This window comes from Christiangramia fulva, from assembly GCF_003024155.1.
In the GTDB taxonomy this organism is placed as follows: domain Bacteria; phylum Bacteroidota; class Bacteroidia; order Flavobacteriales; family Flavobacteriaceae; genus Christiangramia; species Christiangramia fulva.
On sequence record NZ_CP028136.1, the window covers coordinates 3,991,964 to 4,009,766 of the forward strand.

General features: G+C 42.3%; 15 protein-coding genes. 1 reads left to right on the forward strand and 14 read right to left on the reverse strand.

The features are described from left to right. A complete protein-coding gene (leuB, locus tag C7S20_RS17810; RefSeq protein WP_107013730.1) occupies nucleotides 1-1,116 on the forward strand; it encodes a 3-isopropylmalate dehydrogenase in 1,116 nt (371 codons plus the stop codon). A 202-nt stretch (nucleotides 1,117-1,318) separates the two neighbouring features. Here leuB and argH read toward each other — a convergent pair whose 3' ends face one another. The 14 genes from argH to ilvD all read right to left on the reverse strand — a co-directional run bounded on the left by argH (nucleotide 1,319) and on the right by ilvD (nucleotide 17,618). Continuing rightward, nucleotides 1,319-2,593 carry an argininosuccinate lyase gene (gene argH, locus C7S20_RS17815; RefSeq protein ID WP_107013731.1) on the reverse strand — a complete coding sequence of 425 codons (1,275 nt, stop codon included), beginning with the start codon at nucleotides 2,591-2,593 and terminating at the stop codon, nucleotides 1,319-1,321. 158 nt (nucleotides 2,594-2,751) lie between these two features. Continuing rightward, a complete protein-coding gene (locus tag C7S20_RS17820; RefSeq protein WP_193510778.1) occupies nucleotides 2,752-3,837 on the reverse strand; it encodes a M20 family metallo-hydrolase in 1,086 nt (361 codons plus the stop codon). Continuing rightward, nucleotides 3,834-4,610: an acetylglutamate kinase gene (gene argB, locus C7S20_RS17825; protein ID WP_107014308.1), complete on the reverse strand. Its 777-nt coding sequence runs from the start codon at nucleotides 4,608-4,610 to the stop codon at nucleotides 3,834-3,836. The genes C7S20_RS17820 and argB overlap by 4 nt, the downstream gene beginning before the upstream one ends. Nucleotides 4,611-4,730: 120 nt before the next feature. Continuing rightward, a complete protein-coding gene (locus C7S20_RS17830; protein ID WP_107013732.1) occupies nucleotides 4,731-5,687 on the reverse strand; it encodes an N-acetylornithine carbamoyltransferase in 957 nt (318 codons plus the stop codon). A 115-nt stretch (nucleotides 5,688-5,802) separates the two neighbouring features. After that, nucleotides 5,803-6,942, reverse strand: coding sequence for an aspartate aminotransferase family protein (locus tag C7S20_RS17835; RefSeq protein ID WP_107013733.1), 1,140 nt, complete (start codon nucleotides 6,940-6,942; stop codon nucleotides 5,803-5,805). A gap of 1 nt (nucleotide 6,943) precedes the next feature. Then, a complete protein-coding gene (gene proC, locus C7S20_RS17840) occupies nucleotides 6,944-7,738 on the reverse strand; it encodes a pyrroline-5-carboxylate reductase (protein ID WP_107013734.1) in 795 nt (264 codons plus the stop codon). A gap of 56 nt (nucleotides 7,739-7,794) precedes the next feature. Further along, nucleotides 7,795-8,757, reverse strand: coding sequence for an N-acetyl-gamma-glutamyl-phosphate reductase (argC, locus tag C7S20_RS17845; RefSeq protein WP_107013735.1), 963 nt, complete (start codon nucleotides 8,755-8,757; stop codon nucleotides 7,795-7,797). Further along, entirely contained in the window at nucleotides 8,754-9,938 is a 1,185-nt protein-coding gene (locus C7S20_RS17850) for an argininosuccinate synthase (protein WP_107013736.1), read from the reverse strand. Before C7S20_RS17850 ends, argC begins: the two co-directional genes overlap by 4 nt. Before the next feature lie 3 nt (nucleotides 9,939-9,941). Then, on the reverse strand, nucleotides 9,942-10,577 hold the full coding sequence (locus tag C7S20_RS17855) for a GNAT family N-acetyltransferase (protein ID WP_107013737.1): 636 nt from the start codon (nucleotides 10,575-10,577) through the stop codon (nucleotides 9,942-9,944). 328 nt (nucleotides 10,578-10,905) lie between these two features. Then, nucleotides 10,906-12,177 (reverse strand): threonine ammonia-lyase IlvA, encoded by a 1,272-nt coding sequence (gene ilvA / locus C7S20_RS17860; protein WP_107013738.1) that lies wholly within the window; start codon nucleotides 12,175-12,177, stop codon nucleotides 10,906-10,908. Beyond that, complete coding sequence (ilvC, locus tag C7S20_RS17865; RefSeq protein ID WP_107013739.1) at nucleotides 12,178-13,653, reverse strand: ketol-acid reductoisomerase; 1,476 nt, start codon at nucleotides 13,651-13,653, stop codon at nucleotides 12,178-12,180. Then, nucleotides 13,650-14,189 carry an acetolactate synthase small subunit gene (ilvN, locus tag C7S20_RS17870; RefSeq protein ID WP_107013740.1) on the reverse strand — a complete coding sequence of 180 codons (540 nt, stop codon included), beginning with the start codon at nucleotides 14,187-14,189 and terminating at the stop codon, nucleotides 13,650-13,652. Before ilvN ends, ilvC begins: the two co-directional genes overlap by 4 nt. Beyond that, a complete protein-coding gene (ilvB, locus tag C7S20_RS17875) occupies nucleotides 14,189-15,919 on the reverse strand; it encodes a biosynthetic-type acetolactate synthase large subunit (protein ID WP_107014309.1) in 1,731 nt (576 codons plus the stop codon). Before ilvB ends, ilvN begins: the two co-directional genes overlap by 1 nt. 10 nt (nucleotides 15,920-15,929) lie before the next feature. After that, nucleotides 15,930-17,618, reverse strand: a complete 1,689-nt coding sequence (gene ilvD, locus C7S20_RS17880; RefSeq protein ID WP_107013741.1) for a dihydroxy-acid dehydratase — start codon at nucleotides 17,616-17,618, stop codon at nucleotides 15,930-15,932. Between the last annotated feature and the right edge of the window lie 185 nt (nucleotides 17,619-17,803).

The following is a 17,803-nucleotide window of genomic DNA, read 5'->3' on the forward strand; positions in this document are numbered from 1 at the left end:
ATGAAATTGAATATAGCCGTACTTCCCGGCGACGGGATCGGTCCCGAAATCACACAGCAGTCAGTCAAAGTGCTGAATGCCGTTGCAGATAGATTTGAGCATGAGTTCTATTTTGAAGAAGCCGTGGTAGGGGCGGCGGCAATCGATCTGTTGGGGAATCCGCTGCCCGATGCCACACTGGAACTCTGTAAGAAATCTGACGCTGTGCTTTTTGGGGCGATCGGCGATCCGAAATACGATAATGATCCTGAAGCAAAAGTTCGGCCTGAACAGGGACTTCTGAAATTGAGAAAAGAACTCGGACTCTTTGCAAATATCCGGCCGGTCAAGGCTTATGACAAATTAGTAGATCGTTCTCCTCTTAAGGCCGAGATTATAAAAGGTGCCGATATGGTGATCTTTCGGGAGCTTACCGGCGGAATTTATTTTGGAGAAAAAAGTACTTCGGAAGATGGAAGATCGGCTTCCGACCTTTGTACTTATTCCGTTGAAGAAATTGAAAGAATTGCACACCTCGCATTTAAAGCCGCTCAGCTGCGTTCAAAAAAAGTAACACTGGTGGATAAAGCGAATGTCCTGGAAACTTCCAGGCTGTGGAGAAAAACGGTTAAAGAAGTCGCTAAAGAGTACAAAGATGTGGAACTGGATTTTCTGTTCGTCGATAACGCCGCGATGCAGATGATTTTGAATCCGAAACAATTCGACGTGATCCTCACAGAAAATATGTTTGGTGATATCATTTCAGATGAGGCCAGTGTGATTGGCGGAAGTATAGGTTTACTGGAATCGGCTTCAGTAGGATCTAAAGTGGCGCTTTTTGAGCCTATTCATGGTTCTTATCCACAAGCAGCCGGCAAGGGAATAGCAAATCCCGTAGCGTCCATCCTTTCCGCAGCCATGCTTCTGGAACATTTTGGACTCACAACCGAAGCGCTGGCAGTAAGAAAAGCGGTGGAAATGAGTATCGCGTTAAACGTGTGTACTCCCGATATTAATAAAGACAACCACTATTCAACCGCGAAAGTGGGTGATTTTCTGGAAAGTGTTATCAGCGACCCGGAAGATCATGATATTAATAATGATAATTTGAAACTTGGCCAAATGACCATTATTTAGATCTTTTTTTGTTCATTATGATGTTTTTGCCTCCCGGAAGCCCTGGTTTTCGGGAGGTTTTTATTTTAAAAAAACAGAGACCTTGCAGGTTTTTAAAACCTGCAAGCTGCTTTCTAAAATGTCACCTTGAGCGGAGTCGAAAGGTGAGATCCTGAAATCGAAGATTCAATAATAAAAAAACAAGTACAGAGTGACTGTGAAATTAAATACCTGCCTTCTTCCTGATTTGATCCAGCGCCAGATTATCCTTGCTTCCCAAATGAGAATGATCTTTTAAAGCGGTTGGTTTATAAGAATTATTCTGCACCTGCTCCCCTATTTCCTTGTAAGCGTCACGAAACGATTTTCCCTGCATCACCAGATCGTTAATGCTGTCAACTGTAAACAGGTATTTATATTTCTCATCGGAAAGGTCAATTTTCTTCACCCTGATCTGCTGAATGGAATGAATAAAAATATCCAGAATTTCCTTGATATTTTCCACGGAATAAATACTGTTCTCCTTGATGAGCTGATAGTCCCTGTGATAGCCGCTCGGAAGATTATTGGTGATGAGGATCATTTCGTTGGAAATCGCCTGAAGTTTATTGCATTTCCCACGAATAAGCTCAAAAACATCTGGATTCTTCTTATGAGGCATAATGCTGGAACCCGTAGTCAATTCATCAGGGAAACCGATAAAATCAAAATTCTGGCTCATATAAAGACAGATATCCATCGCAAAACGGGACAGCGTGTTGGAAACCGACGCGATATTGGAAGTTACCGTACGCTCACATTTCCCGCGACTCATCTGGGCGGCCACCACATTATATTTTAGATCGGAAAAGCCCAATTCTTTGGTGGTGAATTCCCTGTCTATCGGAAAGGAAGACCCATAACCGGCCGCAGATCCCAGCGGATTCTGATCCACAACTTTTAAGCCGGCTTCAAGCAGGTAAAGATCATCGATTAGAATTTCGGCATAAGCCGAAAACCAGAGTCCGAAAGACGATGGCATCGCCACCTGCAAATGTGTATACCCGGGCAATACTTTTTCCTTATGCTCATCAGCAAGCTTTAGTAACACGTCGATCAAATCTTTGGTTTTGGAAATGATCTGTTGAATATTTTCCTTGAAATAAAGCTGCATGGCAACCAAAACCTGGTCATTTCTTGAACGTGCTGTGTGGATCTTTTTTCCGGTATCACCCAAAGCTTTGGTTAGCTCATATTCGATCTTGGAATGAACGTCTTCAAAGTCCTTTTCGATCTTAAAATTCCCCTCTTCCAGTTGTTTTCTCAGTTTTGCCAGTTCTGAAGAAGTATTTTTTACTTCTTCTTCCTCTAAAATTCCGACTTTCCCGAGCATCTTCGCATGCGCTTCCGAAGCGATCAAATCGTATTGAGCTAAATGCATATCCAGCTCACGATCATTGCCGACCGTGAAATTTTCAATCTTCTTGTCTATCGAAATACCTTTATCCCAGAGTTTCATAATTTTTTTATTTTATTTCCTGTCATCCTGAACTTGTTTCAGGATCTTAATAGAAGCTGAACCAAGCCTGCCTGACGGTAGGCAGGTTCAGCCTGAGGTATCTTTTTTTTTCAATGTCATTGAAGGAATTTTAAACTGAGGAACATGATTTTCTCACTTCATTCAATTGAGTTTGTTCTAAGTGCTTTTTTAAGCAACCTTATATATTTTTCAATTCCTTCTTCAATTTCCCTAACATAAATAAATTCATCCGCGGAATGCGAACGCGTGGAATCACCGGGGCCGAGTTTCAATGACGAACAACTCAACATCGCCTGATCTGAAAGTGTTGGCGAACCATAGGTTTCCATTCCGAGGTCAATCCCTGCCTTTACCAGCGCATGATCTTTAGGAATAGAAGATGAATTCAGCCTTAAGGATCGCGGAATAATCTCATCAACAGGAGCTTCTTTTTGTAAAATTTCGGCTACTTCCGCATTGGTATATTTATCATTTACCCGAACATCGATGACCAGGTCAACATCTGCGGGAACCACATTATGCTGGGTCCCGGCCTTGATCTGTGTGACTGTTAGTTTTACTTCTCCCAGGACTTCAGAGACCTTCGGAAATTGATATTTCTCAAACCACTGCAGGGCTTTAGCCGACTTATAAATACAATTATCGTCATTTGGATGCGCGGCATGAGAAGGCCTTCCTTTCACTTTCGCATCAAAGACCACCAGCCCTTTTTCGGCAATTGCCAGGCTCATCAGCGTTGGTTCACCGACAATAGCCACATCGATCTTTGGAATTTTCAGTAATAAAGAGGAAATTCCATTTTTCCCATTGGTTTCCTCTTCCGCGGTTCCTGCAAAAATAAGGTTGTGATTTAAATTTTCAGCCTGATAGAAATAGGTAAAAGTCGCCAGTAAAGAGACCAGGCAGCCGCCGGCATCATTGCTGCCCAAACCAAATAACTTTCCATCTTCAATTTTGGCCTTAAACGGATTTCGTGTATAAGCCTTGTTGGGTTTGACCGTATCATGATGGGAATTCAACAAAAGCGTGGGTTTAGACTCATCAAAATGCCTGTTTTTCGCCCAAACATTATTTAAATAGCGCTCATGCGGAATCTCGTGTTTTTCAAACCATTTCTGAAGCCATTCCGCAGTTTTATCCTCTTCTTCTGAAAAAGAAGGCGTTTCAATTAAATTCTGAAGCAACTCCACCGCTTCTTTTTGCAGGTTTTCAAGTTTTATCATTTTACGATTTTTGTATGCACCGAATCTGGCTTTAATAATGACATATCTCCTAATCTTACAATTTCAACTCCTTTTTCGAGGGCCTGAAAACAATTATGAAGCTTTGGCAACATTCCTTCATTGATTATTTTCTGCTCTAAAAGTTCTGAATATTTATTTTTATCGATTTCCGGAATAACCGAATCATCATCGGCGATATTTGCCAGAACACCTTTCTTTTCGAAACAGTAATTTAATTCCGTCACCATTTTTGAGCTTAGCGCCACCGCAATTTCTGAAGCCACAGAATCGGCATTGGTATTGAGTAATTCCCCCGTTTCACTATACGAAATAGCCGAAAAGACCGGCACAATTCCCTGCTGCAAAAGCTCCCAGATAAATTCGGTATTAATTTTCTCAATATCGCCTACCAGTCCATAATTTATTTCTTTTACGGGACGTTTTTTAGAAACTATGCTTTTCCCGTCAGCGCCGCACATTCCAATAGAATTGATATTTCTCTTTTGAAGTTTTGCAACGATGTTCTTGTTAAGAAGTCCGCCATAGACCATCGTAATTACCGCCATTGAATTTTCATCGGTGATACGGCGGCCCTCCACCATTTTCGTCTCATAACCAAGCTTTCCAGCAATTTCGGTGGCTTTATTTCCACCGCCATGAACCAGGATCTTGGGTTGCTCAAGAGCGGCGAAATCATCAAGAAAAACTGATAGCTTTTCTTCATCTTCGATGAGCTTCCCTCCTATTTTAATAACCTTGATCGTTGTTGTCATTTTTATAAGTTTCGTCAAGCTGAACATGTCACTGCGAAGGAGAAAATCGACTGAAGCAGTCTCCATATGAGATTGCTTCTCCTCCGCCTAAGGCGGACGGATCGCAATGAAGTTTAAACTTTATCTAGAATTATCTGAATTTTCCAGTAATCTCTTTAAAACCGCCTGGGCTGCAAAAGTCCGGTTCCCGGCCTGTTGCAAGACCACTGAATTCTCGCTGTCCAGAACATCATCGGCGATCACCACATTCCGTCTTACCGGCAAACAATGCATCACTTTTGCGTTTTTAGTGCCTTTCAATTTTTCCTGATTAAGGGTCCAGTCCTTTTTAACCGAAAGCACTTTACCATAATGTTCATAGCTGCTCCAGTTCTTTACATAGACAAAATCGGCATCTTTCAGCGCTTTTTCCTGGTCATGAATCACCGAAACATCCTTAGTAATGGCCGGGTTGAGATCATAACCATTCGGATTCGTGATCACGAAATCTACATCGATCTTTTGCATGATATCGGCAAAAGAATTCGGTACCGATTGTGGCAATGCCTTAGGATGCGGTGCCCAGCTTAGCACCACCTTTGGCCGCTTTTTATCTTTTAATTCGGAAATGGTTATCGCATCGGTCAGTGCCTGTAGCGGATGACCGGTAGCACTTTCGAGATTCACTACCGGAACAGTCGCATATTTCCTGAAAGCGTTCAAAACGATTTCGGCTTCGTCTTTGTCGCGGTCTATCAGGTCGGGAAAAGCACGAATCCCGATAATATCACAATATTGCGACAAAACTCCGGCAGCTTCTTTTACATGTTCCGCCTTATCTGAATTCATCACCGCGCCGTCTTCAAATTCCAGTGCCCAGCCGTCTTTACCCGCATTCATGGTCATCACTTCCATGCCCAGCAGTTTTCCGGCCTTTTCGGTACTCAAACGTGTTCTCAGGCTCGGATTAAAAAACAGCAGGCCCACGGTTTTTCCCTTTCCGGTATCCAGTGCCCAGTCTATTTTCTTTAATTCGAGCGCTTCCTTAATCAGGTCATCTAAATTTTCTATATCAGATAATGTGATGTAGTTCTTCATTTTTTATTTTTTTGTCCTTCTAAACATTCAGCTTGACCACCCGCCTGCCGTTAGGCAGGAAGTCGAAAGCTCAGGATATAATAGAAGCTGAAACAAGTTCAGCCTGACGTTTTATTTAATAGTCATTCTTTTTTAATGCCGATTTTAAAGCTTCGAAAAATTCATCAAAATGTTTCTTCTGAATATTCAAAGGTGGCAGGATCCGCAATAATTTTTTGTTGCTGGCTGCTCCCGTGAAAATCTGGTAATTGAATAACAGATCTTTCCTAAGTGCCGCGACTTCAAAATCGAATTCCAAGCCTATCATCAATCCGCGGCCTTTTATTTTTTTTATCTGCGGAATCTCTTTGGCTTTTTGCTGAATGTATCCTGAAAGTTCGGCCGCGTTTTCCATCAGCTTTTCCTTTTTGATCACATCCAGCACGGCAATACCGGCAGCACATGCAAGATGGTTTCCGCCAAAAGTGGTTCCCAGCATCCCGTGTTTGGCCGGAATCTTATGGTCAATTAAAATTCCACCAATCGGAAATCCATTCCCCATTCCTTTAGCCATGGAAATAATATCGGGACGAATTCCGTGTTTCTGAAAAGCGAAAAAATCGCCTGTTCTTCCATAACCTGCCTGTACCTCATCGGCAATCAGCAATGAGCCATGCGCGTGGCAAAGTTCTTCCGCATTTTTATAGAATTCAGAAGAAGCTTCATCGAGGCCTCCCACACCCTGGATCACCTCAAAGATCACCGCCGCCACATCGTTTTTCTTAAGTTCGCTTTTCAAAGCCTCTGTATCGTCAAAAGGCAGACGGGTTACGCGATGTCCTTGATTGAACGGCGCCTTAATTCCTTCATTATCGGTTACCGCGACCACGCCGGAGGTCCTTCCGTGGAAAGCCTTTTCGAAATAAATAACCCTGCTTTTACCGGTATGAAAAGAAGCGACTTTTAAGGCATTTTCATTGGCTTCAGCTCCCGAATTGCATAGAAATAAGGAATAATCCTTCACTCCGCTAAGTTCCTCCAGCTTATCTGCCAGATCTTGCTGTAAGGGGTTTTTTATGGAATTTGAATAAAATCCCAGTGTTGAAACCTGTTCTGAAACCGCTTTTACATAATCGGGGTGCGAATGACCGATCGAGATGACAGCATGACCGCCATACAGATCGAGATATTTCTTACCATTTTCATCAAAAACATGACAGCCCTCTCCTTTTACCGGAGTGATATCGTATAACGGATATACATCAAATAGATCCATATTATTTTTCTGAGATATTATTGATTTTTTTGAAAGATGCCTGTAGACCTTTGATCAGGGAGGAACTAAGCCCGTTGTGTTCCATTTCATTAAGACCTTCGATCGTACAGCCACGAGGCGTGGTTACCCTATCTATCTCTTCTTCAGGATGTTTGCCAGATTCGATTAAAAGGCTTGCAGCTCCGAGACAGGTATGTACGGCTAATTGCTGGGCTTCTTTAGCGTCGAATCCAAGCTGCACCGCACCCTGACTAGTGGCTCTTATCAATCGCATCCAAAAAGCGATCCCGCTGGCGCAAATTACGGTCGCCGCCTGCATTTTATTTTCTGGAATTATTATACTTGTTCCCAACCGATTAAAAATAGCCTCGGCAATTGCGATACGTTTTTTCCCTTTTTCATTGCAACACAAACAGGTCATTGATTTTCCCACGGCAATCGCGGTATTCGGCATTGCGCGAATTATGAACTGGTCTTCGCCAATAATAGCTTCAATTCGGGGAATCTTAAAACCGGTTACCGTAGAAATGATCACGTGTTTATCGGTAAGCAGATCTTTGATTTCTTCCAGGATCCTTTCCAGTTGGGTAGGCTGCACCGAAAGCAACAAGATATCCGAATTCTGAACCGCTTCACGGTTATCGGCAGTCACCTTTACTTTTGAATATTCTTCAAAATCCTTAATCGCATCAGAATTCCTTTTTGTAAGGTACAAGCTGGTAAAGGCATTGCTGAAGATGAGTCCTTTTGCAAGGGAAACGCCAAGATTTCCGGTACCAAGAATGGCTATTTTCATATTTTTACTTTTTGTTGGTTAGTCATTTCACATCTTTTACTGAGAAATCTGAAATTTTAAAAATAATTCGCTTTTAGTTTTAATCCTGCAGATTCTTCGAAGCCGAACATAATATTCATATTCTGAACCGCCTGGCCTGATGCGCCTTTCAGCAGATTATCGATGATACTGGTTACAAGGATCTTATTGTCAAATTTTTCTAGTTTCAACAGACATTTGTTCGTATTCACAACCTGCTTCAGGTGTAATTCGCCATCTACTAAATGAGTAAATACCGCGTCCTTATACACTTCTGAATAAATTTCTGAGGCTTCTTCGAGAGAACCTTCATATTTGGTATAAGCCGTAGCATGGATCCCTCGGGAGAAATTCCCTCTATTCGGAATGAAATTTACTTCACCTTCATAAGAAGGCTGTAACTTTTTCAGGCTCTGTCCTATTTCATTTAAATGCTGATGTCCGAAGGATTTATAGGAAGAAAAATTATTATCCCGCCAGGTAAAATGAGTGGTTTCAGAAAGTGACGTTCCAGCGCCGGTGGCACCGGTAACGGCATTCACATGCCAGTCATCCTTAAGTTTTCCGGTTTTCGCCAGTGGAAGGATAGCCAGGCTGATCGCAGTGGCAAAACAACCGGGATTGGCGATATTTTTAGCCGATTGAATCTCCTTTTTATTGAATTCCGGAAGTCCGTAAACAAATTCATGATCTCCACTCATTCTGAAATCGGTGCTCAAATCCACAATTTTCGTATTATCTGAAAACTGATTTTCCGAAAGGAATTTTTTAGAATTACCGTGGCCGAGACAAAGAAAAACAACATCGGCTTCTTTATTGATCGCATCTGTGAATTTTAGATCGGTTTCCCCGGCCAGGTCCTGGTGAATGGTCGAAACAGCTTTTCCCGGCTGAGAAGTGCTGTAAACGAAGTCAATTTCAGCGTCAGGGTGATTCAGAAGAATCCTGATCAGTTCTCCCGCCGTGTATCCTGCGCCGCCAATTATACCTGCTTTGATCATCCTTCTTCTTTTACGTGTTGATAAATCTTTCCGGCATTCGAAAGGATCTTGATAAAACCCTTGGCATCATTAGCGGTCCAGGCTTTATTTTCCTCTCCATATTTTCCAAATCCGGAATTCATCAAATCATATTTTGATCTAATTCCATCCAGCTGAAACCTGTAGGGATGCAGCGTTACAAACACCTCTCCTGTCACCTGTTCCTGTGAAGATTCGAGAAAAGCTTCAAAATTTCGCATTACGGGTTCCAGATACTGACCTTCGTGTAAATGGGTTCCATACCAGTTCGCCAGGTAATCTTTATGTTGAAGCTGCCATTTGCTCAACGTATGCTTTTCCAGCAGATGATGGGCTTTGATGATGATCTGAGCCGCGGCGGCTTCAAAACCAACACGACCTTTGATGCCTATAATGGTATCACCAACGTGAATATCACGCCCTATGGCGTATTTGTTGGCGATTTCTTCCAGTTTCTGAATATTTTTTTCAGGCGAATCCTTTTTTCCATTTAAAGAAGTGAATTCTCCCTTTGTAAAACCGAGACTTATTTGTTTAGGATCATTTTCCTTCAACTGGGATGGATAAGCTTCTTCGGGAAGCGGTTTTTCGGAAGTCAGAGTTTCTGCGCCTCCAACACTGGTGCCCCACAAACCTTTATTCACCGAATATTTTGCTTTTTCCCAATTAAGCTCCACACCTTTAGATTTCAGGTAATCGATCTCTTCAGGTCGGGCAAGTTTTTTATCTCTTATAGGAGTGATAATTTCAATTTCGGGAGCAATGATCTGAAAGATCATATCAAAACGCACCTGGTCATTTCCCGCGCCGGTGCTACCGTGAGCAATATATTTCGCATCGATTTGCTTGGCATAATTGACAATTTCAATAGCCTGAATGATCCGCTCAGCGCTTACCGAAAGCGGATAGGTATTATTTTTCAATACATTTCCAAAGATCAGGTATTTAACCACTTTTTCATAAAATGAAGAAACTGCATCGATGTTTTTATAGGTATCTGCTCCTATTTTTTTAGCATTCGATCCGATCTTTTCGATTTCTTCTTCAGAAAAACCTCCGGTGTTCACACTTACCGCGTGCACTTCAAAGCCTTCTTCTGAAAGATATTTTGCACAATAAGATGTATCCAGTCCGCCGCTATATGCGATTACAACTTTTTTCATTTTTTATTCGTTTTCGACCTTTTCCTTTTTATAGAAAAGGGTTTGCTTGATATGTTTCAGCCTTTGAAAGGCTTTATCGTTAAATTTACTTTCTTTCTTTTTCTTTTCCGGTTCCTTTTTGGCAGGATCGTAAAGCATTCCCGTACAAAGGCACATTTTATGTTCTGTCCTGGTAAGAACATCATAATTCTTGCAGGTTTGACAACCTTTCCAGAAAGCCTCATCATCGGTAAGCTCCGAAAATGTCACCGGCTGATAACCCAGCTCGTAATTGATCTTCATCACAGCCAAACCGGTGGTAATACCAAAGATCTTCGCGTGTGGGTATTTTTCCCTGGAATGCTTGAAAATAACTTTCTTGATGTCTTTTGCCAGACCGTGCTTACGATAATCGGGATGTACGATAAGTCCTGAATTTGCGACATATTTCTCATGGCTCCAGGTTTCGATATAGCAGAAACCGGCGAATTTTTCTCCGTCAAGAGCGATTACCGCATTGCCTTTTTCCATCTTACTGATGATATATTCAGGCGTGCGACGCGCTATACCGGTACCACGAACTTTGGCCGATTCTTCAATATTTTTACAGATCTCTTCTGCGTAAGAAGCATGAGATTTATTAGCAATGATAATTTTCATCTGCTAAGAAATTTAGTTTTTAATAAAATTGTTTTTTGAGTTTTCCGAAGGGGAACCGGACTCACCTAGGTTCCATAATATAATACACGCACTTACGTGCGGGGGAAAAAGCGGCGCATGGGTGATATGTCAGAAAAAATTCTGATATATAATTTAGATGATATGCTGCTGGAAATGTTCAAAATGTAAAAAGTCAAATAATATTAAAAATGAAAATTGCGGCCACCGATTAACTGCGGCGGGGCCTGAAATGAAAAGAGGGTAATATTATTTGTCTGATATCTTTCACGTTGTAAATGTATAAATTTTTTTAATTTAAAATCATTTTCTATACCAAATATTGAAATAAGTTAGGTTTATCATTTAAATATTCCCCGAAAAAATTCTTTTTTTTCATCCTTTCCACCAGCGGACCAAAATCTGCAGGGTCATTAAGCTCTATTCCCACTACTGCGGGGCCATTCTCCCGGTGATGTTTTTTGGAATATTCAAAATGCGTAATATCGTCTGTTGGGCCGAGGACTTTTTCTACAAATTCCTTTAAAGCTCCTGCGCGTTGGGGGAAACTTATTATAAAATAATGCTTTAAACCGGCATAAAGCATGGCTCTTTCCTTAATTTCGGCAGTTCGGGTAATATCGTTATTACTGCCGCTAACCATGCAAACCACATTTTTACCTTTGATCTCTTCCCCAAAATAATCAAGTGCTGATATAGCCATGGCTCCGGCAGGTTCCACCACGATCGCGTCTTTGTTATAAAGATCAAGGATCGTCTGACATATTTTCCCTTCGGGAACCGTGATCATATCATCAAGATTTTCCCTGCAAATCGCAAAATTACGGGCACCGACTTTTTGAACTGCCGCGCCGTCAACAAATCGCTCGATATGAGAAAGCTCTACCAGTTCACCAGCTTTAAGCGATGAGCTCATTGAAGGTGCTCCTTCTGGTTCAACACCTATTATTTTTGTCTTCGGGCTCAATTGTTTAAAAACCGAAGAAACGCCTGCCAGCAAGCCTCCGCCTCCAAGTGGGGCGAACAAATAATCGATAGGTTCCTGAGCCTGTTCCAGGATTTCCAGACCTATGGTAGCCTGGCCTTCGATCACTTTTTCATCGTCAAAAGGATGAATGAAAACCTGTCCGAATTTCTCCCCGTGCTTCAGCGCATTTTTATAGGAATCATCAAAAGTATCGCCTTTCAGCACCACTTCAACCCATTCACCGCCAAACATATTAGTTTGTTCAACTTTTTGACGCGGAGTGGTGCCTGGCATATAGATCACCCCTTTAACCTTGAGTTTGTTACAGGCAAAAGCAACACCCTGCGCATGATTTCCCGCACTGGCACAAATCACCCCCTTTTTTAATTGTTCCACCGGCAAGCTGGAAATTTTGTTATAGGCACCCCGAATTTTATAGGAACGCACCTGCTGCAAGTCTTCCCTTTTTAAAAAAACGTTAGCGCCAAATTTCATGCTGTAGGTAAACGACTCTGCCAAAGGAGTTTTTACCACCACTTTGGAAATTCGTTCAGCGGCCTCTCTTACCGATTCCAGGCTGGGTTTGTAGGTGTCTTTTTTCTGTAACAACTTCATCTATTCATGTATTTTCTTCATTGCCGTCATTGCTTTTCTTAAAACGGCTCCCACTTTCTCTACGGGATGGTTTCTTATCGCATCGTTCACCGCGATGAGTTCCTGATTGTCAACCCCATTATAACCATCACCAAATATTTTTCCGGCTACTTCAGGTTCAAGGCTGTTCACATAATCTTTAATAAGTGGCTTTGCCGCATGATCGAATAAATAACAGCCGTATTCCGCAGTATCAGAGATCACACGGTTCATCTCAAATAATTTTTTCCGGGCGATGGTATTGGCGATAAGCGGAGTTTCATGCAGGGATTCATAATAAGCCGATTCTGCAATAATTCCCGCTTCGGTCATGGTTTCAAAAGCAAGTTCCACTCCTGCCTTCACCAAAGCGATCATAAGTACTCCTTTATCAAAATATTCCTGTTCCCTGATCTCTTCAGAAGTAGCTTCGGTTTTTTCAAAAGCAGTGTTCTCGGTAGCCGCACGCCAGGTAAGCAATTCCTTATCATCATTTGCCCAGTCTTTCATCATTCTTTCACTGAAAGCTCCTGAAATAATATCGTCCATATGCTTCTGAAAAAGCGGTCTTAATTGCTGTTTCAGTTCTTCCGAAATTTCATCGGCTCTAAGCTTTGCAGGATTCGAAAGTCGATCCATCATAGTAGTAATTCCACCATGTTTCAAAGCTTCGGTAACCGTTTCCCAGCCATACTGGATCAGTTTCGCGGCATAGGAAGGCTCCACGCCATCAGCCACCATTTTATCAAAAGTAAGGATAGAGCCTGTTTGAAGAACTCCGCAAAGAATGGTTTGCTCCCCCATCAAATCTGATTTCACTTCGGCTACAAAAGAAGACTCAAGCACTCCAGCGCGGTGGCCACCGGTGGCATAGGCATAAGCCTTTGCCCATTCCAGGCCAATCCCCCGGGGATCGTTTTCGGGATGAACTGCGATAAGTGTTGGTACCCCAAAACCGCGCTTATATTCTTCCCGTACTTCAGAACCCGGACATTTAGGTGCCACCATGATGACGGTGATATCTTCCCTGATCTTCATTCCTTCCTCTACAATATTAAAACCGTGGGAATAGGAAAGCACCGCATTCTTCTTAATAAAAGGCATAATTGCCTTAATAACAGGCGTATGTTGTTTGTCGGGGGTAAGGTTGATCACCAGATCAGCATCCGGCAGCAACTCTTCATAAGTTCCGACTTTAAAATTATTTTCAGTAGCATTCTTCCAGGACTGCCTTTTATCTTTAATAGCTCCTTCCCTGAGGGCATAGGAAATATCTAGACCGCTGTCTCTCATATTTAATCCCTGGTTGAGTCCCTGGGCCCCACAGCCCACAATTACTATTTTTTTACCTTTTAAAGCAGTCGTTCCCTCGCTGAATTCATCAAGTGCCATAAAGCGACAGGTGCCCAGCTGGGCCAATTTTTCTCGTAAGGGAAGACTGTTAAAGTAGTTGGTCATGATATTGAATTTGTAGTATTAAATTTTTCAAGTATGCCAGAAATTGGCATTTCATTTTTTGTTACGGCAATAGTTCCCGATCGAACAAATTGCATAAGTCCGTATGGTTTTAGCGTATCGTAAAGTTCATCGACCTCTTTTCGCTTGCCCGTTTTTTCAATCACAAAAAATTCGGTGGTCACTGTTACGATTCTCGCGTTTGTTTCTTTTATAAAATCCTGAATGCTGTGATCGTCAAGAAAAGACTGGGATTTTATTTTGTAAAGTGCGGTTTCCTGGAAGATAGTCTCTTCCTGTGTATGGTAAAACGCCCTTATTACCTCAATTTGTTTTTCAATTTGCCCGACGATCTTTTTGATTTGATCTTCAGTGACATTAACAACGATTATGAAGCGCATCACATCGTTCACCTCGCTTGGGGAAGCAGTGATGCTTTCAATATTAATATGTCTTCTAAGAAAGATGGCCGCAATACGGCTAAGCAATCCCAGGTTATTTTCGGTATAAATAGATACCGTGTAATTTTTCTTTTCCATTATTCCAATAATATGTCAGAAACCGCTGCTCCTGTTGGTATCATAGGGAACACGTTTTCTTCCTGTTCAACTTTTACTTCCAGAAAGTAAGCTTCTTTACTTTCCATCATTTCCTTAACTGCAGCTTTCAGCTCGCTTCTTTCTGTGACTTTATTTGTTTTGAGATGATATCCCTTTGCAATGGTCACGAAATCTGGGTTGATCATTTCAGTGGAAGCATATCGCTTATCAAAGAACAACTGTTGCCACTGGCGAACCATTCCGAGGAAACCATTGTTCAAAACCACGATTTTAACCGGAATTTTGGTTTGAAAAATCGTTCCCAGTTCCTGAATGGTCATTTGGTAACCTCCATCGCCGATCACTGCCACAACTTCCCTTTCTGGTACTGCCATTTTTGCGCCCATAGCAGCAGGCAAAGCAAAGCCCATAGTTCCCAGGCCGCCGGAAGTCACATTACTGCGCGTTTGATTGAATTTTCCATAACGACAGGCCTTCATCTGGTGCTGTCCGACATCGGAAACAATTACCGCATCACCCTTTGAAAATTCATTGATTTGCTGAATAACCTCGGCCATATGGATGTCTGGTTTGGAAACATCAAGGTTAAGGCTGACCACTTTTTTATATTCTTCTTTATAAAGTTCTTTAAAGCGATCATGCCATTCTGTATGTTGATTTTCTTTCAAAAGATCAAGCAAAGAATTCAGGGTCTCTTTTACATTTCCAAGAACCGGATAATCTGTATGTACATTTTTATTCACCTCTGCGGGATCGATCTCAAAATGTATGATTTTGGCCTGCTTAGCATAATGTTCGAGGTTACCGGTCACACGGTCGTCAAACCGCATACCTATGGCTATTAAAACATCACATTCGTTGGTAAGCAAATTGGGTGCATAGTTCCCGTGCATACCCACCATCCCAACATTTAAAGGATGATCTGTTGGAAGCGCTGAAAGGCCCAAAATGGTCCAGGCGGAAGGAATTCCTGCTTTTTCAACTACTTTTTTCAGAAGGTCTTCGGCTCCTCCAAGGATCACTCCCTGACCAAACACGATCAAAGGCTTTTTCGCATTATTGATCACTCCCGCGGCTCTTTCTACCTCCAGAAGGTTCACTTCGGGATAAGGCTTATAACTGCGGATCCCGGAACATTTTTTATAGGTAAAATCTAATGAAGCAAACTGGGCGTCTTTGGTAATATCAACTAACACAGGTCCTGGCCTTCCCGACCTGGCAATATAGAATGCCTTGGCTATAATTTCAGGTATTTCCTCAGCTTTGGTAATTTGATAATTCCATTTGGTAATAGGCGTAGAAATACCTACAATATCGGTTTCCTGAAAAGCATCGCTTCCCAAAAGGTTCGATCCTACCTGACCGGTGATACAAACCATTGGAGTAGAATCAATCATAGCATCTGCAATACCGGTGACCAGATTTGTGGCTCCAGGTCCAGAAGTGGCAACAGCAACACCTACTTTTCCCGAGACACGTGCATAGCCCTGAGCCGCGTGCGTTGCTCCCTGTTCGTGCCTGGTAAGCACGTGGTGGATCTTATCCTGATATTTGAATAACTCATCATAAACAGGCATGATAGCCCCACCGGGATAGCCGTAAATGGTTTCCACGCCTTCTTCAAGCAAACATTTGATCACCGCTTCGGCTCCCGAAACTGTCATTGCTTTCTTCTCCACCTTTTCAAAACTCGCTGTTTTTACTTCCATAATTGCAGTATTAAAATTCATCGGTCACGCAGCCTTCAGAGGCTGATGACACGGTCCTGGCATATTTGTATAATACCCCGCCTTCTGGTTTTAGAGCAGGCGGCTGCCAGGATTTTTTTCTTTTTTCTATTTCTTTATCCGAAAGCGCTACATTAATTGTATTTGTTTCGGCATTTATAGTTATTTCATCTCCATCTTCGAGTAAAGCGAGCAGCCCTCCTTCCTGTGCTTCAGGAGTAATGTGTCCCACAACGAAACCGTGGGTTCCACCGGAAAAACGACCATCGGTTATCAAGGCCACTTCTTTACCCAGGCCGGCGCCCATAATTGCTGAAGTCGGTTTCAACATTTCAGGCATTCCGGGACCACCTTTAGGCCCTTCATAACGGATTACCACCACATCGCCTTTTTTCACTTTTCCGGAAGAGATTCCATCATTGGCTTCATATTCTCCATTGAAAACTCGTGCTTTTCCAGTGAATTCGAGTCCTTCTTTCCCGGTAATTTTGGCAACAGAACCTTTTTCAGCAATATTTCCATATAGAATACGGATGTGGCCGGTTTTCTTAATAGGATTATCCATCGAATGGATCACATCCTGACCTTCCTCCATATCGGGAACATTGGCTAAATTTTCAGCGAGAGTTTTTCCGGTAACGGTCAAACAGTCACCGTGCAGCATATCATTTTTCAGCATATACTTTAAAACTGCGGGAATTCCGCCAATTCGATGTATATCTTCCATGGCATATTTCCCGCTGGGTTTTAGATCTGCCAAAAATGGAGTGCTGTCACAAATCCTCTCAAAATCATCCAGCCCAAAATCTACTTTTGCCGCCTTGGCGATCGCAAGAAAATGAAGTACCGCGTTGGTGGAACCACCAAGAACGGTTAAAAGCCGGATAGCATTTTCAAGAGATTTCTCAGTAACGATATCTCTTGGTTTTATATCTTTTTCAACCAGCAATTTCATGGCTTCTCCAGCGCGGACGCTTTCTTCAGCTTTATGAGAACCAACCGCAGGGTTAGAAGAATTAAAAGGAAGGCTCATTCCTAAAGCCTCAATGGCCGATGCCATGGTATTTGCGGTATACATCCCGCCACAGGCGCCGGCACCGGGACAGGCATTTTCAACCACTCCCTGGTAATCTTCCTCGTTCATTTCACCAGAAACCTTGGCTCCCCATGCTTCAAAGGCCGAGACCACATCAAGTTTCTTTCCTTTATAGCATCCGGAAGCGATCGTTCCGCCGTATACTAAAATTGAAGGTCTGTTAAGCCGAAGCATTGCCATAAGGGCTCCCGGCATATTTTTATCACAGCCTACCACAGTCACCAAGCCGTCATAAGCCATAGCGCTCACCACTGTTTCCATAGAATCGGCGATAAGGTCACGGGAAGGTAAAGAAAAACGCATCCCGGGTGTCCCCATAGAAATCCCGTCACTTACTCCAATAGTATTAAAAATAAGACCAACGAGATCTGCATTTTCAGTCCCCTTTTTCACCTCTTTCGCCAGATCGTTCAGATGCATATTACAGGGATTCCCTTCGTAGCCCGTACTGGCGATACCGATAAATGGTTTATTAAAATCTTCGCGGGTTAGACCAATTGCGTATAACATAGCCTGTGAACCCGGTTGCGAATCACTTTGAGTGATCGTGCTGCTGTATTTGTTGTTTTTCTGTGTTTTTTCCATATCTAATTTTTAAAATTAGCAGGTTAAGCTGGCAGCAATTTCTACTTCAGGAGCCTTAAATTACTTCCAAAGCTTTAAATAAACTATTAAATAACTGATTTAAAGCTGTTTAACCTTATTTATATTACGATTTCTGAAGATTTTCCAGAAAAGGCAAAGCAGAATAAGAATTTTTTAACTAGCTC